16 protein-coding genes and 1 pseudogene are annotated in these 20,706 nt (G+C 41.7%); 9 read left to right on the plus strand and 8 right to left on the minus strand.

Annotated elements, in window-relative coordinates; genetic code table 11:
- Positions 1–115 precede the first annotated feature (115 nt).
- The 3 genes from V7K49_RS32975 to V7K49_RS32985 form a co-directional block, all read right to left on the minus strand.
- On the minus strand, positions 116–1,303 hold the full coding sequence (locus V7K49_RS32975) for a HetZ-related protein 2 (protein ID WP_334868109.1): 1,188 nt from the start codon (positions 1,301–1,303) through the stop codon (positions 116–118).
- Positions 1,304–2,268: 965 nt separating this feature from the next.
- Complete coding sequence (locus V7K49_RS32980) at positions 2,269–2,619, minus strand: carbon dioxide-concentrating mechanism protein CcmK (protein WP_334868111.1); 351 nt, start codon at positions 2,617–2,619, stop codon at positions 2,269–2,271.
- A gap of 85 nt (positions 2,620–2,704) precedes the next feature.
- Positions 2,705–3,016, minus strand: a complete 312-nt coding sequence (locus V7K49_RS32985) for a BMC domain-containing protein (RefSeq protein WP_273766297.1) — start codon at positions 3,014–3,016, stop codon at positions 2,705–2,707.
- Positions 3,017–3,326: 310 nt separating this feature from the next.
- Here V7K49_RS32985 and V7K49_RS32990 point away from each other — a divergent pair.
- Positions 3,327–4,197, plus strand: a pseudogene (locus V7K49_RS32990) (alpha/beta fold hydrolase).
- A 312-nt stretch (positions 4,198–4,509) separates the two neighbouring features.
- On the opposite strand, the gene V7K49_RS32995 reads toward V7K49_RS32990, so the two are convergent.
- On the minus strand, positions 4,510–5,250 hold the full coding sequence (locus V7K49_RS32995; protein WP_334868114.1) for a hypothetical protein: 741 nt from the start codon (positions 5,248–5,250) through the stop codon (positions 4,510–4,512).
- Positions 5,250–5,882 carry a ParA family protein gene (locus V7K49_RS33000; RefSeq protein WP_335209420.1) on the minus strand — a complete coding sequence of 211 codons (633 nt, stop codon included), beginning with the start codon at positions 5,880–5,882 and terminating at the stop codon, positions 5,250–5,252. The genes V7K49_RS32995 and V7K49_RS33000 overlap by 1 nt, the downstream gene beginning before the upstream one ends.
- A 280-nt stretch (positions 5,883–6,162) precedes the next feature.
- Between V7K49_RS33000 and V7K49_RS33005 the strand changes: the two genes are divergently transcribed.
- From V7K49_RS33005 to V7K49_RS33040, 8 genes are all read left to right on the plus strand, one after another.
- Positions 6,163–7,545 carry a cytochrome P450 gene (locus V7K49_RS33005; RefSeq protein WP_335209421.1) on the plus strand — a complete coding sequence of 461 codons (1,383 nt, stop codon included), beginning with the start codon at positions 6,163–6,165 and terminating at the stop codon, positions 7,543–7,545.
- Between the two features lie 463 nt (positions 7,546–8,008).
- On the plus strand, positions 8,009–8,641 hold the full coding sequence (locus V7K49_RS33010) for a bifunctional 4-hydroxy-2-oxoglutarate aldolase/2-dehydro-3-deoxy-phosphogluconate aldolase (protein ID WP_335209423.1): 633 nt from the start codon (positions 8,009–8,011) through the stop codon (positions 8,639–8,641).
- A 113-nt stretch (positions 8,642–8,754) separates the two neighbouring features.
- A complete protein-coding gene (locus tag V7K49_RS33015; protein WP_335209424.1) occupies positions 8,755–9,270 on the plus strand; it encodes a L,D-transpeptidase in 516 nt (171 codons plus the stop codon).
- A gap of 631 nt (positions 9,271–9,901) precedes the next feature.
- Positions 9,902–10,444, plus strand: a complete 543-nt coding sequence (locus tag V7K49_RS33020; RefSeq protein WP_334975953.1) for a L,D-transpeptidase — start codon at positions 9,902–9,904, stop codon at positions 10,442–10,444.
- A 160-nt stretch (positions 10,445–10,604) separates the two neighbouring features.
- Entirely contained in the window at positions 10,605–10,757 is a 153-nt protein-coding gene (locus V7K49_RS33025; protein WP_335209425.1) for a hypothetical protein, read from the plus strand.
- 650 nt (positions 10,758–11,407) lie between these two features.
- Positions 11,408–12,346, plus strand: coding sequence for a hypothetical protein (locus tag V7K49_RS33030; RefSeq protein WP_335209426.1), 939 nt, complete (start codon positions 11,408–11,410; stop codon positions 12,344–12,346).
- Complete coding sequence (locus V7K49_RS33035; protein WP_335209427.1) at positions 12,343–14,535, plus strand: galactose oxidase early set domain-containing protein; 2,193 nt, start codon at positions 12,343–12,345, stop codon at positions 14,533–14,535. The genes V7K49_RS33030 and V7K49_RS33035 overlap by 4 nt, the downstream gene beginning before the upstream one ends.
- A gap of 130 nt (positions 14,536–14,665) precedes the next feature.
- Positions 14,666–16,708 carry a Dyp-type peroxidase gene (locus V7K49_RS33040; protein WP_335209428.1) on the plus strand — a complete coding sequence of 681 codons (2,043 nt, stop codon included), beginning with the start codon at positions 14,666–14,668 and terminating at the stop codon, positions 16,706–16,708.
- Positions 16,709–16,814: 106 nt separating this feature from the next.
- Here V7K49_RS33040 and V7K49_RS33045 read toward each other — a convergent pair whose 3' ends face one another.
- The 3 genes from V7K49_RS33045 to V7K49_RS33055 form a co-directional block, all read right to left on the minus strand.
- Complete coding sequence (locus V7K49_RS33045; protein WP_335209429.1) at positions 16,815–16,946, minus strand: hypothetical protein; 132 nt, start codon at positions 16,944–16,946, stop codon at positions 16,815–16,817.
- A gap of 117 nt (positions 16,947–17,063) precedes the next feature.
- A complete protein-coding gene (locus tag V7K49_RS33050) occupies positions 17,064–18,662 on the minus strand; it encodes an Hsp70 family protein (RefSeq protein ID WP_334868138.1) in 1,599 nt (532 codons plus the stop codon).
- 505 nt (positions 18,663–19,167) lie between these two features.
- The gene (locus V7K49_RS33055) at positions 19,168–20,502 is read right to left on the minus strand and encodes a hypothetical protein (protein ID WP_335209430.1); all 1,335 of its coding nucleotides are present in this window, start codon (positions 20,500–20,502) and stop codon (positions 19,168–19,170) included.
- Positions 20,503–20,706: the final 204 nt, after the last annotated feature.

Consider the following 20,706-nt stretch of genomic DNA (forward strand, 5'->3'; position numbering starts at 1 on the left):
ATGAGGGGATGAAGAGTCTCCAGGAGCAGAGGGGAGGAACTTGTGATGAATTCCCCTCTGCTCTCCTGCTCCTTATGTCCCACGGTTTGAATTGATCAACTAGATGCCTCACAGCCTACTCCTGAGTTCTTAAAGCTTGGGCAGCAAGATAGACTTTTGTCCATTCGCCTAGCACTTGATGGGTTTTGAGTTTTAAATTTTGGGCTATTGCTTCTATTGAGTTACCCGCTCTTTGCAAATCTAGGATCTGCCGCTCCAGAGGAGTCAATTTTTCATAAAGTTGCTGCCATTGATTTTGTGTTAATCCCAAGTTATGTTCTTGTAAGGAAATTGAGAGCCAGCTGTCTACGAGTTCTGGTTTACCTTTAAGAGCAAAAACCCGCACGGCGTGGTAACTAATTTTTTCTCGCAGACGGTATACTTCTTTAGTCTGCTTATTTAATCTGTGGGCGATCTCTTCCTGGGACTTACCTTGCAGATACAGTCGTAGCCACTCCACTGCGTCTGTTCCGAGATTTTCTTGTAAATAATTTTCAAATTCTTTTTGTACTGACTGACGCAGCACTTGTTGTTCCTCTAGTTGTTGTGCTTGTTGATATTCTGCGATCGCCTGACTATCCACTAAGTTAACTCGATTCTCACTGTCTTCTGTGAGAACTTCTTCCGACACCAGTCTAATTAAGTCACGGCTTGGCACTTGAGTTAAGCCACCGCGCTGAGTGCGACGCAAGTAATTTACAAACCGATAAGCTAATAGGGGTTGATTGCGTACTGGCCGCAGACAATATTCTTCTACACTGGCAAATAGCAGAGCATCCCCCAATCGTCGATCGGTTGTATATTTGGCAATATCAGCCATTTGCTGTTGCATGTGGCTATCGCTTTGCAGTAATTCTTGGAGTACTTCTTGCAACACATCGATCACGCTACGCTGGCGATCGCGGCTAAGGGCAACCCAAGTCTGAATTTTATTCCGTAATGTCACTAAACTTCCCAGTCGCGTTATCAAGTTGCGATAAGCACGCTCTCGCCCCAGCCCCAAGTAGCGTTGACGTAAAATCCTCCAGCGATATTCCATCGCTTGCTTGGCGATATCTAGTTCCTTAGGGTTAAACAGATCAAACCGTTTTGAGTCAGATCCAAATAGCCAGAAAATAATACTTTGCCTAGCAGCTTCACTTTGTTCTGGACATTCCGCAGCCAAGCGCTTTCGCCAATCTAGAGCTAGTTTTTCCACATCCTTTGTCATAGCGAGATTGCGCTCCTCGAAACTCAATTTTGAAGTTTGCATCACAACCCCCATTTGTCCCACCTAATTGTTTAACTGGCAGCTGCCCGGATTTCATGAGTTTCATGAAAACATCTCAGTGATTCCACTTTTATTACGTCTTAATTCACTAAAATTATGCAAAAATTTTTGTATTGGTGTTTTGCTTTCAATTTCAAAATGCCCCAAACCCATGAAAATCAAGCATTTCTGCCAATTCTGTAAATTTAAATTTTTTGTAAAGTTATGTTTTTTAACTGAGAACAGAAATCTGCCTCCTAGAGTGGTGAGGATACACCTTTGCACGAGAAGGGTTGCAAAAATCTGATATTTTGTAACCGAGCTGAGGAACGAATCTAATTTAACTCAATGTCAGACGTTATTTCACTCGTATAAGTTTCAACCCTCTATAATTTCTTACGTAGTTATATATTTAGTTCTCTTTTATACTATATTATTTTAAATAAGAATTTATAAGCAGAGTCTCATATCTGCTTCTGAATTCTTTTTTGATAATAAATTTTGGATAAATCCGATCGCTATAGCTTGGAATTAGCCCCAGTATGCCACATAGCGATGTCTACGACGGGCTACGCCTACGCTATTCTAGTAGTAGGGATTAAAAATCTCGCTTATTTATCCTCTCTAAACTAGCTTCAGCCACAACTGTGCCTCTAAAATTAGCAAGTTATTCTTAAAACCTTTACATTCCCAAAAAGGAATAGTCAACAGTCAATCTTGATTTTGACTATTGACTCTGATTGTTGCTTTCCCTTCTGGTTCAAAATTTAACTTATGCAAAATCTAAAAACAGTAAGAATGCAATCCTCTAAAGTTTTGATAGTCATAAGCCTCGCAAGAGACTTCTCTTTAAATTCATTGATGGGGATTCTTCGTTTGGAATTTTGAGAGAAGTCGGAGCACTGGCTTCCAGCGAGTTGAACTTGGGTGATTTTGAATTCTCTGTTCGCGTAGCGCCTTTGCAGGAAAAGGGGTTGACTTTATCGTCCGTTCGATGATCTAACAATGGGACTTTCTACAGATTCTCGATACTGTTGGACTTGTTCTGTGTAAGCAATTGGCAGAACAGCTTCAACGTTTTCATGGGGACGAGCAATAATTACCCAGGATTCCAGGGTACCGCCATAAACATTTTCTGCGGCTTCAATACCAGCAGCCATAGCTGTCTTTACTTCAGAAACATCGCCACGAATATTAACTGTAAAGCGAGCACTACCTACTCTAATATAACCAACCAGGGTGACTCGACCAGCTTTTAGCATAGCATCTGCTGCTGCTAGCACCGCAGGAAAACCTTTCGTTTCAAGTGCTCCAACTGCCTGTAATGACATTATTAATCTCCTGTATAAATAAACGATATGGGGGCTACAAGTTAATTGTCCGAAGCTTCGCTACAGAATTTGATAGCAAAATTGCTTAGAACATGCGGAAAGGTTCTGATTCTTCAGTGAAATGGATTGGTAATATGGTTTCAACATTTTTCGGAGGATTAGGAACGATGTAGTAGGTAATTACTGCACCAACCTTGACTTGCTCCCCAGCTGCGATTCCGGCTTCAACAGCTCTTTTTACCTCAGCAACGTGTCCCCGGACGGCGACTAACAAACGAGCGCTTTCAGCTTGACCATAGTACACAATTGTGACTTCGGCAGCTTTGACCATTGCATCTGCTGCTGCTAAGACACTAGGAAAACCTAAAGTTTCAATTACGCCAACCGCCATTGGCATGGCATTAGCTCCTGGATTAAGGGATAGGCGATTTTAATTGTAAGTGGCTTTAGTCCCAATTTTGACATTTTAGAAAACTTTCTTTGATACCAGGAATTCTGTGGGAGTGGGGAGTGGGGAGTGAGGAGTTAGGAGCAAAGCCGGAGACGCTCCGCCTCCGGTTAGGAGTTGGGAGTTAGAATGTTTTGATAGCCGCTGGTCTATGTTTTATATATTATAAGTAATATCTCAGCGTTTTAGTTTGTGTAATTTTGTTGTTTAATAAAATCAGCGATGCGTGGAAGTAAGCTAGTACGATAAACTGAAATTTATGTTTCCGAATTTTCTTCCTACATCTGTTGGGCAACTGACAGAATCTGCCTCGATCGCACTAGCTCGGAGTATTCAAACAACTACTCTCGCTACTCCTTTAACTAATCAACCAGTTACCACAACCTATGTCAAGCAAGGGAGTGGTGAAACTCCTATTTTATTAATTCACGGCTTTGACAGTTCCGTATTAGAATTTCGTCGGCTTTTGCCACTACTCTCTGGAGATAATGAAACTTGGGCAGTGGATTTGTTGGGTTTTGGGTTTACAGATAGACTCTCAGAAATTGCTTATAGCCCAACTGCGATTAAAACCCATCTTTATTATTTCTGGAAAAGCCTGATTAACCAACCTGTAATTTTAGTAGGCGCTTCGATGGGCGGTGCGACGGCGATTGATTTTACGTTGACTTACCCGGAAGTGGTAAAAAAGCTGGTGTTAATTGACAGTGCTGGTTTGACAGGTGGTTCACCATTAAGTAAATTAATGTTTCCCCCGTTCGATTATTTAGCAACTCAATTTTTGAGTAATCTTAAAGTGCGCGATGTCTGACGACAAGCCGCTCCGCGTCTACGCGTTTCGCGCATTGGATATAAAAATCAAAGTCTTGCCTCTATTGATGCGCTCTGTTGTGGTGCATTACATCTACAAATGCCCAGTTGGCATCAAGCTTTGATTGCTTTCACTAAAAGTGGTGGTTATAGTGCTTTTAGATTTCAAACTTTATCACAAATTTTACAACCAACGCTAATTTTGTGGGGCGATTCCAAACAGTACTCTCGTCTGGATTCAAAATTGTGGTCATCTCCCACACTTGGAACAACCACAAATTACCGCGCAGCATATTTTAGACTTTCGAGTTGAATTGTAGTTCAAACCCAAAAAATCTGATGCATCTATTGCAACTTGTTGGGTGTATTTGGGGAGAACGTGTCAAGACAACACAACTATCAATAATTTTTCTGTAACGCCCAACTGTAAAGTTTTTCATCTATTGCTAATGGCTTGTGTCAGAGCTACTATTTTTCTCTTTAATAGTGTTACTTTCACATAATTTTAGGGAACTCTGTAGCTAGAGCGATCGCAAAGTTTAAAGCAGTTTGTTACCTAGAGCATCGATTCAGCAATCAAAAACCTAAGCCCCCAAGCCTACAAGGGTTGGGGGAGCAAAGATTAACTGACTCTAGTCAAGTAACCACATCTCATTAGAACTATCAGGATACTCATTTGGTTGATTTTGAGGTTGATTTTGAGCTAGTGTTTCCGATGAACGATGTGATTTTTTGTAATTAAGTGGATTGTAGTGGTCTTTTACTGGTTGTATAGCACTAGTTTCTTTTACAACACTATCAGCATACTCACCTGGTTGATTTGGAGCTAGTCTTTCCGATGGCCGATGTGATTTTTTGTAGTTATATGGATTGTACTGTTCTTTTACTGGTTTTATCGCACTAGTTTCTTTGACAACAAGTTTAGAATTATCCTCTGCTGTTTGTTTTAAAGCATTAATTTCTTCTATCAGATGGGAATTTGCTTCTGCAAGTTGCAGTGCTGTTTTTTTGGTTTCGTCAAGTTCTTTTGTTACCTGTTGTACTAATAATTTGTGTTCGGATGCTAATGTTTTTTGTTTAGATAATTTTGATTGCAAATCAGCAATTTCCTGCCCAAGAGATGCTTCATTTTCGTGGCTTTTTTCCAAATTACTTGTCAACTCTTTGACAGTTGCTTCTAAATCAGCCTTAGTGGGACTTGTGCGCTTAATAGAAGTTGACTCAGCAGTCTGTGCTGAGGATTCCTCATCAGACGAAGCCTGTTCTTCGGCAATTTTTTCTGCTGTAACTTCGATCGCAGATTCACCTTCTAGGGGTGTAAATTTTTGCGCCTCTTCTTGTAATAAGTCAGAGAGACTTTGTTTCTTAACCATTATTTTCTCCAATCACGCTGTAGTTCATCAGCTGCGCGGCGATAGTCTAACTCCGCCTCCCGTGCGTTTCCTCCTCGCCATTGAGTAATTGCTACACCTTCAAGTGCCGCTCGTTCATGAGCTTTATAGGCACGGATGAAGGTATTAAAAGCAGGAATACCTAGCCGAGTCAGAGTGTTTTTCGCTTCTAGTGCTTCCCCGATACTGCGCGTATCAACTTTGGTGAGCAATACCCGATGGGGGGTTCCCAAGGGGATGACGGCTTCCTTGACTGTTTCCACGAGGATGGCTAAATCCATTGCGGCTGGGGGTGTAGGCAAAACTAGATAATCTGCGATCGCAACTACCGTCACTAATGCTTCAGAGCGTAGCGCGGGAGGCGTATCCACCACTACTAAATCGTACCCTGTTATCCTTCCTAAATCACCTAAAAGTGTGGGATCGGTTTCTTGAGATAGATCGAATCCCATTCCCTGCTGACTGCGCCCAAACCACCAACTGGCAGAACCTTGAATATCTGCATCAATTAGCAGCACCTTTTTTTTCTTCGCAAAGTTTGCAGCCAGATTGACTGCGGTAGTCGTTTTACCGACTCCTCCTTTACCGTTGAGAATAGCGATGATTTTTGGCACTGCTTGCTTCCGATTCTGCCTCTTGAGTGCTGAGTGCTGAGACGCGATTAATCGCGTCTGTACAGGAGTTAGGAGTTATTATTCTCCTTTTTGTCCCCCTGGTCTCTAGTCCCTAGTTCCTAGTTCTTAGTCTTTAGTCCCTAGTCCCTAGTTCTCAGTTCCTGGTGATGAAACTTTTTCATTAGGACTGCCTTACAAGAATATACCGCTTTATGTGACCCTCAAGAACATGAAAACTCGTAACAATAAAATTCAGAAGCCATCAACTCCACAAAATTTTATGACAGCAACTTACAATTTGCCTGATGGGCCTCAAATGCCGCGCTGGCTGAGGATGATCAAGTTTATTAGTCAGCCAGTGAAATATATGGATGATTTTGCCAAAATCTATGGTGACACCTTTACTATCAGGAGTAGTCGCGGGGATAACCATCTTGTGTACTTTAGTCAACCCCAAGCACTTGAGCAGATTTTTACTGCCGATTCCAGCCATTTTGAGGTTGGGAGGGGGAACATAGGACTAAAATTTTTACTTGGCGATCGCTCCTTTATGTTATCAGATGGCGATCGCCACCAGCGGCAACGGCAACTATTAGCTCCTCCTTTTCATGGCGAAAGAATGCGGGCTTATGGTCAAGAAATCCGTAAAATAACCCGACAGGTGAGTAATGAATGGCAAATTGGCAAGCCTTTTAATATCCGTGAGTCGATGCAAGAAATCACCTTGCGTGTTATCCTACGGGTTGTATTTGGTTTGAGTGAAGGACAGCTTTTTGAGGAACTGAGGCGATCGCTAAGTGACTTGCTAGACTTCATCACTTCGCCCATAATGTCCAGCGCCTTCTTTTTCAGGTTTATGCAAAAAGATTTCGGTCCCTGGAGTCCGTGGGGTTGGATTTTGCAACAACGGCAAAAAATTGATCAACTGATTTATGCTTTGCTTCGAGAACGTCGGGCTGAATCTGAGCAAAATCGCCAAGATATCCTGAGTTTGATGATGGCTGCTCGTTACGACGATGGTCAAGGGATGTCAGATGAAGAATTACACGACGAGTTAATGACGCTGCTAGTTGCAGGACATGAAACTACCGCTTCTGCATTGACATGGGCTTTTTACTGGATTGACCATTTACCAGAGGTGCGTCAGAAGTTGCTACAGGAACTTAACACCATTGGAGTTAACCCCGATTTGAGTAATCTAGCTAAATTGCCCTATTTGACAGCAGTTTGCCAAGAAACATTGCGAATTTATCCAATTGCCATGAATGCTTTCGTGCGGATTGTGAAGACCCCAATTGAAATTATGGGCTACGAATTGCGAGAGGGAACGGCAATAATCCCCAGTATTTATTTAGCGCATCATCGGGAAGAAGTCTATCCACAATCCAAGCAGTTCAAACCAGAACGCTTTTTACAAAGGCAATATTCACCATACGAATATTTACCCTTTGGCGGCGGTAATCGTCGCTGTATTGGCATGGCATTTGCCCAGTATGAAATGAAAATCGTCTTGGCAACTATTTTGTCAGATTTTCAACTTTCGCTGGTGAACAAACGTCCTGTGCGTCCTGTGCGTCGTGGTTTAACTCTAGCTGCACCTGCTGGAATGCAGATGGTTGCAACACCTCAAGTTAAGCGTGCAAATACACCAGCCCTAGTTTAGGTAAGTAGGGGAGGCAGTTATCAGCGGCGGCTTCCACCGCTGATAACTGCTATTACATTACATTAGACGGAACCTCGTAACGCACCATCCATCATCTTGATCTGTCGCGGTGCCATACTCTCCGTGCTAAACACACCCTACGATTAATGGATATTTTTTTAATTGAAATTTATTAACAGCGATCGCCCGGGATTAGATTACCACCAATTATTATTTTATTTATCAATAATTAAAAAATATAGCGCCAGCCTAATAACAGGCTGGCGCTGGTTTCTTGATTTAATTTACAGTTAAAAATATTTAAATGAATTTACTAAATTTTCCTGGCTCATTGTCCGCAATGTTATTTAAAATCAGGCGATATCTACGACGGGCGTAGTTATTGAAAATTAGGTATTAGGAAAACTATTCTCTAGTGCCCCGTCTCCAGTTCCTAGCCCTCAATCCCTAATTGCCAGTGAAAATGCTTAATCAAATTTGGTTATCACAATTACAAAAACATCGAGCGATTGCAGTCATCCGCGCCCCTAAAATCGAAGTGGCACAGCAGATGGCAATGGCTGTAGCATCTGGGGGAATAAAGTTGATCGAGATTACCTGGAATAGCGATCGCGCTGGGGAATTAATCAGTCAACTATGCTTAGAATTACCAGATTGTACTATTGGCACTGGTACGCTATTCAATGTGCAACAGCTACAAGAAGCGATCGCATCTGGGGCGCAATTCCTCTTTACACCCCACTTTGACTCCGCAATGGTTCAAGCAGCACAAGAAAAAAATGTACCCATTATCCCAGGAGCGCTGACTCCAACAGAAATTGTTACCGCCTGGAGTCAGGGCGCTAGTTGTGTAAAAGTGTTTCCCGTGCAAGCAGTGGGAGGGGCTGATTATATCAAAAGTTTGCAAGGGCCACTCGGTCAGATTCCCTTAATTCCTACTGGCGGCGTCACTCTGGAAAATGCCAAAGAATTTTTACAAGCCGGAGCGATCGCTGTAGGTTTGAGCAGTGAATTATTTCCCAAAAAGCTTGTCACAGAAGGAAATTGGGAGGCGATCGCATCTGGGGCAAGAAAGCTGATGCGACAGTTAGGTTAACTTAGAATCAAACCATCAAAAGTTCACGTCTATTAAAGTAATAGATAGGGAAATAAAGGTGAAAACTGATAAGTTTCTCAAAACTTTATAATTAGAGTGTGAGTGTATCTAAAATGAAAAAACTGATTTATTCTGACTGGGTACGTAGCTTAAAAATACTCCTCACTGGTACAGCACTGTCCTTAAGTGTTTTTACTACTACTGGAACGAGTGAAGTTTGGGCGAATTCCAAAAATCAAGTGATTGCACAAACAATCCAGACATTACAACAATCGGATCAGCGCTGGATTCAAATTAATCTTTCAAAGCAACGATTAATAGCTTGGCAAGGTGACAGAGTTGTTTATGGAAGTGCTATCTCCTCTGGCAAAAAAGCTACTCCTACTCTTGTTGGTACTTTTAAGGTTCAATCCAAGTTCAAAACTACACAGATGCAGGGAGAAAACTACAATGTTCCCAACGTTCCTTATGCGATGTTTTACCAAGGTAGTTACGCTATTCACGGAGCTTATTGGCATAAAAGTTTTGGTACTCCAGTGAGCCACGGCTGTGTGAATCTTGCACCTAAACATGCAAAATGGCTATTCGAGTGGGCATCGGTAGGGACACCAATAGTCATCCAGAAATAGTAGGTGAAGCAGCCAAAAGGCAATTTAGTACAAATCATAAATAACAACAAATCAAGACAATTGAATGATTCCCAGCAATATTTTATGCTGGGAATCTTCGGAGTCGGAATTACTAAAATTGAAATAAAATATAGAAGAGGGCATTCAACGATTTGCCCAAAGAAATAAGCGTAAATCCTGATAATTCCTGGGTGAAATTCCAAATGCAAATATGAATTCGGGGAAAATTTGCATTTAGGCATATTAAATGACATATTTTTTGTAAAGGTTGTCCTTTGTAATTAGTCATTAGGAATGTGGATTAAACAAAATGCAAAACTTCTGTTTCGTAGGGTGCGTTATGCCCTTGGTTAACGCACCATCCCAATATTTTCGGTGCGTTACCGAAGCCGTAACACTACGAAAGTTGCTCTTTGCTCTTTATTTAATCCGTGTTCCTTAGTGAATAACAAAGCACAAATGACAAATGTGCAAATTGGACACAGATTAGCTTAGGACTTGTCTTGAGAAGCATTAGCGGATGAATTGCGTAAATCCTCTACAGGAAGCTAGAAGTCGCTCTGGAAATTTGTAGTTTTCCAGAAAACTACTTCACTTCATGATTTTTGCGTAGTTTAGAAGATGAAGCATAATGCAAACCTGGATTCGCAGTGGTGGGATTCGTTCTTCAGGAACTTTTTGTACAGGCGTGGCGCTGATGATGGTGACTTTATTCTCTTGGTCATCACCGTTAACAGGTACACCCAATTCGACTACAGCAACAGCCACGTCAGTTGATGAAAACGGCATCACTGTATTTAATAATATCAGGCAGACATCCCAACCTCGTTGGATTGAAATTGACCTGTCAGAGCAACGCTTACGTGCATGGAAAGGTAATAAACTTGTTTATTCATACCGCATTTCTGGAGGTAAGCGATCGACTCCCACACCCATAGGTAGATTTCGGATTAATTCTAAGTATCGCACTCACCGAATGCGAGGCAATGGCTACAATATTCCTGACGTTCCTTACACAATGTATTTCTACAGAGGCTATGCCATTCATGGTGCTTACTGGCATAACCGTTTTGGGACTCCAGTCAGCCACGGTTGCGTAAATTTACCCGTTAAGCAAGCTCGCAATCTTTACAACTGGACTACTTACGGGACGTTAGTGATGGTGCATAAATGACGATGAATTGACCATTGCGGCAATTCTTACCTGGATGTATGGACAGGTGCGTTCACGGAGACGCGAAATTTCGCGTCTCTACACCACTGCTAGACTAAAAACACATCTTCGAGGGGTTCAGGAGCCATGAGTTGAAGCTGAGATGTTTGAGGAATCCTTGATGTGGCGCAAGCAGCGCGAAAAGATTTCTCTAGCTGATGTTTTCAAAGAACTACATCAGATCGCTGCTGAAGAAGATTATATCCTCGAAGTACCCTCCCGCCAAGACCGTCCCAACCCTTTCGCTGATGTGATCGATGATTTTTCTCTGTGACACTAACATTTATTATAATTTTTGCTTGTCTGGCAATGCTAAAGACCTGTTTTTACAGGCAAGCGCTTGTTGCTGCAACAGCTTTCTTTCGTCTTCTGTCAGTTGCACAGAGTAAGTTTTTTGCCGGCCCATAGTACTAAATGGTTAAGGGATGTTTATGTATGCTTACCCTATCCTCAAAAAGTTTCCCTTGTCAATTAGCTACAAACTTATGCAAAGCTGAACTTAAGTATTTATACTATTAGTATATTTATTTATCTATGTATTTAGTTTATCCCTATTTTTCTGACTTCTCAACAAAAAAGCGCACCTTAAGTTATAAAGTAAATGTGTAATTACTTATTTTTCAGTAATAATACTGATTTACAAGGCAAGTAGCTAGATATACGATGCTTATTTGACAGCTAATAGCGGCGACAACCCTGTTGAATTATAGTACTCCTATTTGATTTTGAACAACTAAGCTGCCTAGAAGCTTGACATACAAACGACAGATTGATCATTGCATCGTTTGCCTAGTTTGAGTACTCACTTGCAATAGTATAATTACCAAGACTGTTAAATACGGATATTAGTTGCTACTCAATCGTTATATTACATGAATGATTGCTAGGGTGGTGAGTACAACAATATTTATCAGGACTTTTGTGATGAAAACATTCAATAAACAATTGCTTTTAGGCTTGACAGGTACTTGTTTGGTATTTGGATATTCCAGTTTATTAGCAACAGAAACTTCTCGGCAAAGCCTGTCAACCTCAAAAGATGAAAAGTTGTTGGCGCAAACAGACAAAGACAATGTTAATAATTATCTTTATAAAAATAAACGAAAAAGTTATGATTTCCTTAAAGCAAACCTAGATGAAGCTATTAAGGATACACAATTTCCAAATAATGAGAATAAGGTAATAAAAAATCTTTGGGTATTGGAAAAAAATAATAAGCTTAATAACTTGAGAGAGAATGAAAATAGTAATGAGCAAAAAGTTTTAATGGTGTCTTGGATAGATGGAACAAAGCCATACAATAAGCCTTGGAAGACAGAGAAAACTTATAAAATACAGCGTGATACTTGGTTAACAGTACCTGCTCAAGTAAAAGATTTTTGTAATAGGTGTAAAGGTATAAATATGAAAATTCCTGGCAAAATGATGCTTTCGCTAAGATTGGAGCAATATTTAGGCTTACTTTTAACGCCAGAAGATAAGAAAACTCATTTTGTAGAAATATTGGTCAAAGCCAAAGATATAGAAAGGCCATGTACAAACTCAGATATTAGTATTTCTAGTTGTACAAATTTTGATCCTAATAGGCTTGAGCAGGAAAGTTTTTTGTCCAAACAATTCCATTTAACTCATTATTTCAATAAACAAAAAATTAATAAACTGTATCCATTTACAGGGTTAGGTTACACATATGATTGGGGGAATCCTAGAACATATGTAGGGGCTACTGAATTTATCATTAAGCAAGGAACAATTGTAGAAGTTTCCTCTGTAAAATCTACAGAAGAATACTGTGAAAAGAACTCTCTTCTAACAACACTTTCGCAAAAATCAAGAGAGCTTTCCTTAGTGGAGGATTTATGACTCAAAAAGAATTGACAATCACGACGCGTAAGAAACTCCTGAAAATCTTGGTGATCTTTGTTTTGGCAGTGGCAGTTACCTTTTACGGGGGTCGTTACGCGATCGCCGATGAACCGCCACCCGATGCCTCGATCATCTGTGCACAGCCTAGTACGCTAGAAAAGAACTTGCGAGGCAAACTGGGCAATAAACTGCTCACATACGAAGGTTGTCCAGAAGAAATGGGCGCTTGGTATATGCTGCCGATGCCCAAAAACGAAAGCGAGCGGATGCAAGCTGTTCACGCAGCGCTATTACCCAACAACAAAGTCCTGATTGTCAACGGCAGCAGCAACCGCAACCGTGTTACAGCGCAAGGCAAGATAGAAGACGGTGTTAATACTAAAAATTACGATGTCGTCAATAACACCTCTATCTTCGATCCCTCCCTTTCCGATCCGTTAATCGAGAACCCAAACCTAGACTTCAACAAATCTCCTTTCCAGCGCATTGACTCACCCCTGGCAGAGATAAACGGCGAAAGCAATGACCCTTTCTGTTCCGGTCATTTACAGCTGCCCAACGGGGATGTGCTATTTATCGGGGGTAGCCGACTATACTACCCAGGTGTACGCTTCGCCGGGTCAAAACAAGCCAATATTTATCACTGGCAAGAAAAGGACTGGCAAAAAGAAGACCAAAATACAAAGAGGTGGGAAAACCTGGGTTTAACCCAGGATGGTCACTGGTATCCTACCCTGATTCCTCTAGCGGACGGGGCGATCGCTTCCTTCTCAGGATTCACAGCTGATCCCTTGCAGATTGTTAGCACTCTAGTGGAAATCTACGATCCCAACCTGAAGACTTGGCAGTCTATCGATGTCAAGAATCTTCCCAACAATCCGTTTCTAACTCAGATGAATGACGAGAGCTTCGGCTCTGACATCATAGACCTCTACGCCCGCATACTACCCACCAAACAGAAAAACCGATTTTTAATCACTGGAGATGGCGGTGGTAAAAATGAACCCAAGATTGCACACGCAAGTACCCATAGCTATTTCGTGACGTTCAATAAAGATCAGGGCGGAAAGTATTCCATTAGCTTCGAGCCAGGTCCCGACAGACTGGCAATCAACAAGGTCTATGGCACTGCTGTCCTCGACCCCAGTTCTCCTAACGGGGATGTCCTGTTATTGGGTGGGATCATGGGCACCAATAACATTGGTATTGGCCCTGGAAAAGACGTTATCAAGGGAGCAAGCATCACTGCTAGCCTAGAGCGTTGGAAAGCACCACAAGACACTAGCACTAAAGGTTCGTGGGAGATCGATAAGGACTTCTTAGCCAAAATCGATGAAGACATCCTGCTAAATACTGAGGACATCGTAGATGGCAAGGTGAAGAAATTTCCACTTAATTATAAGTATGTGAAACAGTCTTCAAGATTGGGTCGCTATGGCAAACGAGCTATGGAACAGGCGGTGATTCTACCCACCAAGGAAATTTTGGTGGTCAATGGAGGTAACTACGCCGAAACCCGTCCGGCTTACAACCCCACCCTGTTGATTCCTGATCGCACCAAAATCGGACACCAAGGTTTCCGCACCAAGCTGATGAACCCGGATATCGAACCCAGGCTTTATCACAATACGGCTTTGCTGTTGCCGGATGCACGGGTGTTAGTCATGGGTGGCAACAACTCTCGTGCCGCCAGATTTGATATAGACGGAACTGTTCGTCTGGATACCAAGAACGATTTCGCCTTTGTTAACAAGGGCACTGATGGCAATAGCGGTGAGATATGGCAACATGCGATCTTTTACCCGCCCTATCTCTTCGGAGAGAGCGATCGCCCAGAAATTGCGATCGCTCCTGAAAAACTCCAATACGGTGCGTCTCAAACTATCTCTGTGAGCAATGCTTCTACAGATCAACCAGGTTCTATAGTTCTTGTAAAATTGGGATCTGTCACCCACTCCTTTGATAATGGTCAACGATTGGTAGATATCCAAATCGACAAAAAACAGATTAAATACTTGAGTGCAAACGAGCAACAACAAGGTGGTTTTAAATACAACGCTAGCATTCCCTTCACCGCTCCCACCAACGACCACTTTACCCCACCCGGCTACTACATGCTGTTCTATCTCAATAGTGCTGGAAAGCCTTCCCACGCGAAGATTGTGCAATTAGTAGTAAATAGCTAATTGCCTTGTCGTTAATTCTTCCACAGGGGAGATATTTGTAGTAGTTTTTTAAACTCACTAGTTATCAAATATCTCCCAGTCCGACTCTTAACCAGACAAGTTTAGATAAATCTGAAGTCAGGAGTTAGTTATGACTTGTGAAATCAAGGAAATTGACATCAACCAAATCGTCGAAATTGTTACCCCTTTTGATAAGTTTGAACATGAACCACTGTTAGATGAGATACAGGGCAACATCATCAAATCACACGGACGAAACCATGCTGTTTATTTGTTCTTGAAATTCGAGGGCGACATTGAAGCCGCCAAGCAATGGATTGGCAGTTTTACTCACAGGTATGTCACCTCAGCACTAGAGCAAGCCGAGCAGGGAAAGCTGTATCGGCAGAATAAAGACGTACCAGGCAAAATATTTGCCAACTTCTTCTTGACAAGAGCTGGTTACATGCGCTTAGGGTATGCCTACCAGAATCTGCCCAATGAAGATGCATTTCGGCAAGGGATGAAAGATCCCAATATGCAGAATGAACTCGGCGACGATTCCAATCAATGGGAGGATGGTTTTAAAAATAATGAAATTCATGCTTTGGTCTTGCTTGCAGCTGATAAGATAGTAGGCCCCAGAACCCAGGAAGCAAAGCTTGAGGAGCAGAAAGATCAGAGTAAGCTGCGTCAGCAACCTGCTCTATTGAAAAACAAAGTAGCGGCAATAAAAAAAGAACTGGATGCGATCGCCTCCGTTGTCCACGAGCAAATAGGTTACGTCCTCAGAGATCAAAATACTGGAGAAGAGATCGAACACTTCGGATTCCGAGATGGAGTCAGTCAACCGCTGTTTCTGAAGCGAGATATTGAGAAGGAAAGAGAACATAGCGACTTTTCCAAATGGGATTCCCGCGCACCCTTAAGCTTGGTTTTGTTCAAAGATCCCTTGGGTACAAAACACGAGAGTTACGGTAGCTTCTTGGTGTTCCGTAAACTGGAGCAGAACGTTAAAGCCTGGAACAAAGATGTTGTAAAAAACCTAGCTGATAAGCTGAAAGGTTCGGGACAACCAAAGCCAGATTTAGCGGGAGCATACACTATGGGACGCTTCCAGGATGGAACACCAGTAGTGATTGATCAGGCATCAAGCGGTAAAGTGCCTCAAGATAACAACTTTAACTATCAAGATGATCCGCAAGGTTTCAAGTGCCCCTTCCACGCCCACACTCGCAAGGTCAACCCCCGTGGGGATACATCAGTCTTTGTATCAATCCCTCTAGAAGAGGAGAAGATGCATCGGATTGCCCGTCGGGGAATCAACTATGGCATCCTCCCCAGCGAAGAGCCAGAAAACAACGCTGGACTGCTGTTTATGAGCTTCCAAGCCAGTTTAGCAAACCAGTTCAACTTCATGCAGAAGGCATGGGCTAAAGAAAGGAACTTTATCAAGCGAGATGTGGGAACAGATGTAGTCATTGGTGTAGAAAAGAAAGGAGACGACAATATAGCCGTCACGGAGACATACAATTGGCCAACTAACTGGGGCGCCCAAGAGCAGACTGAAGCTGACTTTACGCATTGGGTAACTATGAAAGGCGGAGAGTTTTTCTTTACCCCCTGCATGAGTTTCCTCAAGTCGCTCGCTCCCGAACCCAGCCGCAATATTGAATTTCGGGGAGTCCCTAAACAAGAGATCGAAGCTGCTAAAGGCGTAATCGCTGAACTCCAGAATTACAAGCAGAGGAACTGGGCAATTGGTCTAAATGGAGATACCATTGAGCCGGACAAATTCCTCACCTTCTTCAACCAGCGAAAGCTGCCATTCAAGTTTTATTTACAAAATCAAGTTGGATTGGGTGAATCCTCTGCCTACGATGATAATATCAAAACCCTAAATAAGTACATCGAAGATGTAATCAACCAAGAGAGTGACGCCTGCGAGTATAAGATCGCTGAACTTGAGGAATACAACGTTCTAAACTGGGCAATTGGTCTAAACGGAGATACCCTTCAGCCGGACGGATTTGTTAATTTCTTTGGCGAACGAGAGCTACCATTCAAGTTTTTTGTGCAAAGCCAACGTGTTTCATTGGGTGATAAATCTGCCTACGATCAGAATATCAAAACGCTGAATGACTACATTAGTTCCCTCAACAGGAAGGTTCCCTCAACAGTAGGTAGGTTCTAACGGGGTTTACTTCATCCTTCAGAGAACTTTTGTGAAGTGCGATAGCTAATCATGTAATCGCTTTGCTTATCGCACTTCACTCTATATCGCTCAATTTTTTATTTCGTCATAGGCGCGATCGCTCCCTATCCTGGATTTCTCTCAAGGGGGAGACGCTCTTGCTAGCAAGATCCCCGTAGGGGTACAAGTCGGGGAACCGCTTGGGTGCTGTGGCTCCCCAACCTACACCTAGATTCATAAAAATCATTAAAAATAAGGCTTTCGGATTTTTATCTAGCGAGAGTGATAAAAGAGGGTTAGTAAGACTCCAACCTAACTCTGGTGTACTTAGTTAAACAGTTAAACGCCCAGTAGTCTAACTCAACTGTGCCACAAGTTGATTTTCCAACAGTGTATCATTCGTTAACAAGTCTTCAACGGTGATTCGCAAAAAGCCTTGCTCATCAACTTGAAAGAAAATTTTGATCCGATCGCTTCCAGGATATCCAGCTGGTGTCAGTTGGGCAATTGTTCTCGCGCCTTCTTGATCGTTGAGGGATTTGACGCTGGTTTCACTATTGTCCAGACGGCGAGTAATTAGGCGATCGCCATCAAAATAAACTTCGGTATTGCCTGTATCTGCTCCCAATTCTCCCATAATTAATTCAATACTAGGCTGATTTTCCACAGAAGCGCCTAAGACTAATTCCACTGGCTGATTCATTGGGTATGCTTGTCCAGCTTTAATCAGAGAATGCCATTTGTGGCGCTGGTTGCGGCGATCCCAGTAGCGGATACCATAACTGTGATACAGAAAGTCTTTAATTTGTATCCCTTGAGTTAGCTGTAATGCACCTTGAGCGATCGCTTCAAAGGGACGTTCGCAACGGATTTTTTCTGGCTCAAAATACTGTTTTATCCATGTCTGCACTGCTGGTAATTGCACTGTCCCACCAACTAACAAAACTGCATTAATATCTGGAAGTTCTATCCCTTGGCGTTTTGCTTGCTGCAATAGTGTTGTCATTGAATCATCTAGTAACTCAAAAAATGCGTGTTCTTTGAGGATATTTTCAAAAGTGTCGCGGTTTAGTTCCAGTTCATAGCTTTCAAATGTCTCATCGTCAAAATAAACTTCACTAGCTTGGTTTTGGGTTGATAGCTGAATTTTTACCCGTTCCGCCAATCGTGTTGTCAAGGGACTTATCGTCAGTTCTTTAGTTTTGGCAAAGTAATCTACCAACCAATTATCAATATCAGTACCGCCCAAATTTTGCCCAGCTTTCGCCAAGACACGGGCAGTTTTGACTTTTTGTTTTGAATCTTCAGCCAGGGACTTATTACCCCACTTGAGGATAAATCCCAGCGGCTTTGTGGTTGCTTGCACGCCTTGATCCAACCGGACAAGGGATAAATCCAAAGTACCGCCACCAAAGTCAATCACCAAGAGAATTTCTTGATCTGCCAAACCATAACCCAAGGCTGCGGCTGTGGGTTCATCCAGCATTCGCACCTGTTCGACGGGAAGGGCTTGACACACGTTCCCCAACCAATGACGATAAGCTTCAAAACTGTCTACAGGTACCGTTAAGACTAAGGAATCTAACCCCCCTTCCAGGGGCGCTAGTTGTTCAATCACCTTGGTGAGGAACCATTGCCCTACTTGTTCAAAGGTGACAATTTGCCCATCTAGTTCGGGTAAGAAACCTTGGATATCTGCACCAATACCCCGTTTGAAGCTGCGGAAAAATCTAGTTTCGCCCTTGAGGTCAAGGCCGCGATCGCGTACTTGTTGCCCGACTAATACTTTATTTTGGGTTGCGTCTTCAACATAAACCAAGCTGGGAATCAGTGGCGGATTGAGACTTTGTTTAATTGATAAACCTGGTAGATTCAGGGTTTCTGGCTGCTGGGTTACGGGGTTCCAACGAGCAATGACTGTGTTGCTAGTACCAAAATCGATTGCGATCGCCATATTTTATATTTATTCTCTCGCACGAAGACGCCAAAGTTACTTTATTTTTGATTATTCTCTATAAGCCACCAAGAATGCAAATGCGCCCAGACGCTAACTTCTTTGCATTCCAACCCAAATATCGATTCAGTCCGTTGCAGCGAAGTGTTAGCACAGTTAGACAATTGGCTTGTCAGAAAGCATGGAAATCATTAGCTGTAAGCGTAGGAGGTGTTGCAAGGGTCACGAGTTGTTCCCCACTACCAAAGCCTAATGCTGCTCCATTTTCGTTATAGATTAATTTTCACCGAACTAAGTCCGAAATCACCAATTTTATCGGTCAGAGCGTTTCCACTTTTTTGGTCAGGTGGTTAAGAGTGAGAAGTCCCAATTCTTATATTAGGTGAATTCTAGTAATAAAATTACCATAGCCGTTGGTTTCGACTTCGCTCAACAAACTGAGTAATCGAGAGTTGAGCGAAGTCGAAACTCGTCAACATAGGTATTTTTTTTATCAGAAATCACCTTAGTTAATTGGTCCAATCTCAGGTAATGAACAAGCACCATCTGTATTAAATATCAAGTCCCAGAAATCTTTTACCAGAAATTTCTCTTGTTGCTTTAAACAAATTGCATAGTAAATTTGCCTTGTAGTTAACAAGCAATGTTGAGTTATTTTAGCCATATCAATACAATTGGGGGGAAACGGTTCTTTACGCTGTTCAAGTGATACCCCACAATACATATTAGCAATAAGTATGCCTTTTTTCTTTTCTGAACTATCTTTAAACAGAGCATCTTGTACCCATTGATGAAGCTGGCGTACATCAGTAAGTGCTAGAGATTTAGTCCTACCTTTAATTTCCAGTATCGCTTTTCGACCTTTAGGATCTTCAAGTAACCCATCTTCTCGATTTTCTCCTACAAGAGGGTCGTATACTGTAGCGCCCAATTCTCTTAATGCATCACGTACAATAGGCTCTAACCCATCAACCCCTTGTTCATAAAGGAGTTTACGAAATCGTGTTGCAAGTTGTAACTCTTGTTCAGCTATAGTCAATTCACTCTGTAATCTTTGTATCTCATTTATATGATGCGATATTTTTGTCTCAATAAGAATTTGGTTAGGGAGTTTGTAACTTTCTATCCAAAGTGGAGAGGCTTGTTCAAGTTTTAAACCATAGCGATTAATTAATATTAGATTAATAGCATCATAATCTGATATTTTTGTAGTAATAGGTAACCAGATAATGTCTCCAGATTCCTTAATGATCTGCTCATGATTTTGGGGGTTAAGATTATATCTGGGATCAATATATAGGGCAATTAAATTAACTTTAAAAGCTATTGATTTGTCATAGCGTGTTTGAGCTATAGGAGTTATCTTGACTTGTAAATCATTGGCATATGAACTTATTAATGGTAGATAATTTGATAATTCATATTTGAGTCTGAAATAATCATCTATATGAAAAAACCATTGTTCTACTTGCTGAAAATAATAATCAAAAGCTGGATCGACGTTCCGAATTGTTTCACCTAAATCTTCCACTGTATTTAATATAATTGGTAGCCACCAATCAGATAATCTATAATTAGGATTGCCAATCTTAATATACGGCGCTCCTATAGCAATAACTTCACTTTCACTACTGAAAATAAGCCGTGCAAACTGCTCGATTTTAGGCAATAATTCCAAATTTATTTTTGCTGCATACTTTTGTTCCATTAATGGTACAAAATTAAGAATAACTGTATCATAATCAGCAACATTTAAAAACAAGGGTAGTTCGTGCCAATTATATGCGGTAACTAAACGCGAGTGCGGGGCTGAACCAATTACTAGAATTCGCTTATCCATCTGTTCACTATCTTGTTGAAGGTTTGTCTTACCAAGTATCGTAAACTCGTTACCATGTCATCTGTGTAATTGAGAATAGTTTCACCAAGAGCGATCTATTGTGGGATCGCTCTTGGGTGATTTTAGTAGCAGTTCAGTAGTAATTTTAAGCTTTTACTCTTATGGTGCTTGAAAGTTTTGCTAACTAGATCAGCAACGGGAGAT

The sequence above is a fragment of the Nostoc sp. genome, assembly GCF_036919675.1.
Lineage (GTDB): Bacteria > Cyanobacteriota > Cyanobacteriia > Cyanobacteriales > Nostocaceae > Nostoc.

What these genes read in the sequence shown, in the direction of transcription:
- V7K49_RS32975 (WP_334868109.1), bottom strand. Translation starts at nt 1,303, where the DNA reads ATGGGGGTTGTGATGCAAACTTCAAAATTGAGTTTCGAGGAGCGCAAT.
- V7K49_RS32980 (WP_334868111.1), bottom strand. Translation starts at nt 2,619, where the DNA reads ATGTCATTACAGGCAGTTGGAGCACTTGAAACGAAAGGTTTTCCTGCG.
- V7K49_RS32985 (WP_273766297.1), bottom strand. Translation starts at nt 3,016, where the DNA reads ATGCCAATGGCGGTTGGCGTAATTGAAACTTTAGGTTTTCCTAGTGTC.
- V7K49_RS32995 (WP_334868114.1), bottom strand. Translation starts at nt 5,250, where the DNA reads ATGGTTAAGAAACAAAGTCTCTCTGACTTATTACAAGAAGAGGCGCAA.
- V7K49_RS33005 (WP_335209421.1), top strand. Translation starts at nt 6,163, where the DNA reads ATGACAGCAACTTACAATTTGCCTGATGGGCCTCAAATGCCGCGCTGG.
- V7K49_RS33010 (WP_335209423.1), top strand. Translation starts at nt 8,009, where the DNA reads ATGCTTAATCAAATTTGGTTATCACAATTACAAAAACATCGAGCGATT.
- V7K49_RS33015 (WP_335209424.1), top strand. Translation starts at nt 8,755, where the DNA reads ATGAAAAAACTGATTTATTCTGACTGGGTACGTAGCTTAAAAATACTC.
- V7K49_RS33020 (WP_334975953.1), top strand. Translation starts at nt 9,902, where the DNA reads ATGCAAACCTGGATTCGCAGTGGTGGGATTCGTTCTTCAGGAACTTTT.
- V7K49_RS33025 (WP_335209425.1), top strand. Translation starts at nt 10,605, where the DNA reads ATGTGGCGCAAGCAGCGCGAAAAGATTTCTCTAGCTGATGTTTTCAAA.
- V7K49_RS33030 (WP_335209426.1), top strand. Translation starts at nt 11,408, where the DNA reads ATGAAAACATTCAATAAACAATTGCTTTTAGGCTTGACAGGTACTTGT.
- V7K49_RS33035 (WP_335209427.1), top strand. Translation starts at nt 12,343, where the DNA reads ATGACTCAAAAAGAATTGACAATCACGACGCGTAAGAAACTCCTGAAA.
- V7K49_RS33040 (WP_335209428.1), top strand. Translation starts at nt 14,666, where the DNA reads ATGACTTGTGAAATCAAGGAAATTGACATCAACCAAATCGTCGAAATT.
- V7K49_RS33045 (WP_335209429.1), bottom strand. Translation starts at nt 16,946, where the DNA reads ATGAATCTAGGTGTAGGTTGGGGAGCCACAGCACCCAAGCGGTTCCCC.
- V7K49_RS33050 (WP_334868138.1), bottom strand. Translation starts at nt 18,662, where the DNA reads ATGGCGATCGCAATCGATTTTGGTACTAGCAACACAGTCATTGCTCGT.
- V7K49_RS33055 (WP_335209430.1), bottom strand. Translation starts at nt 20,502, where the DNA reads ATGGATAAGCGAATTCTAGTAATTGGTTCAGCCCCGCACTCGCGTTTA.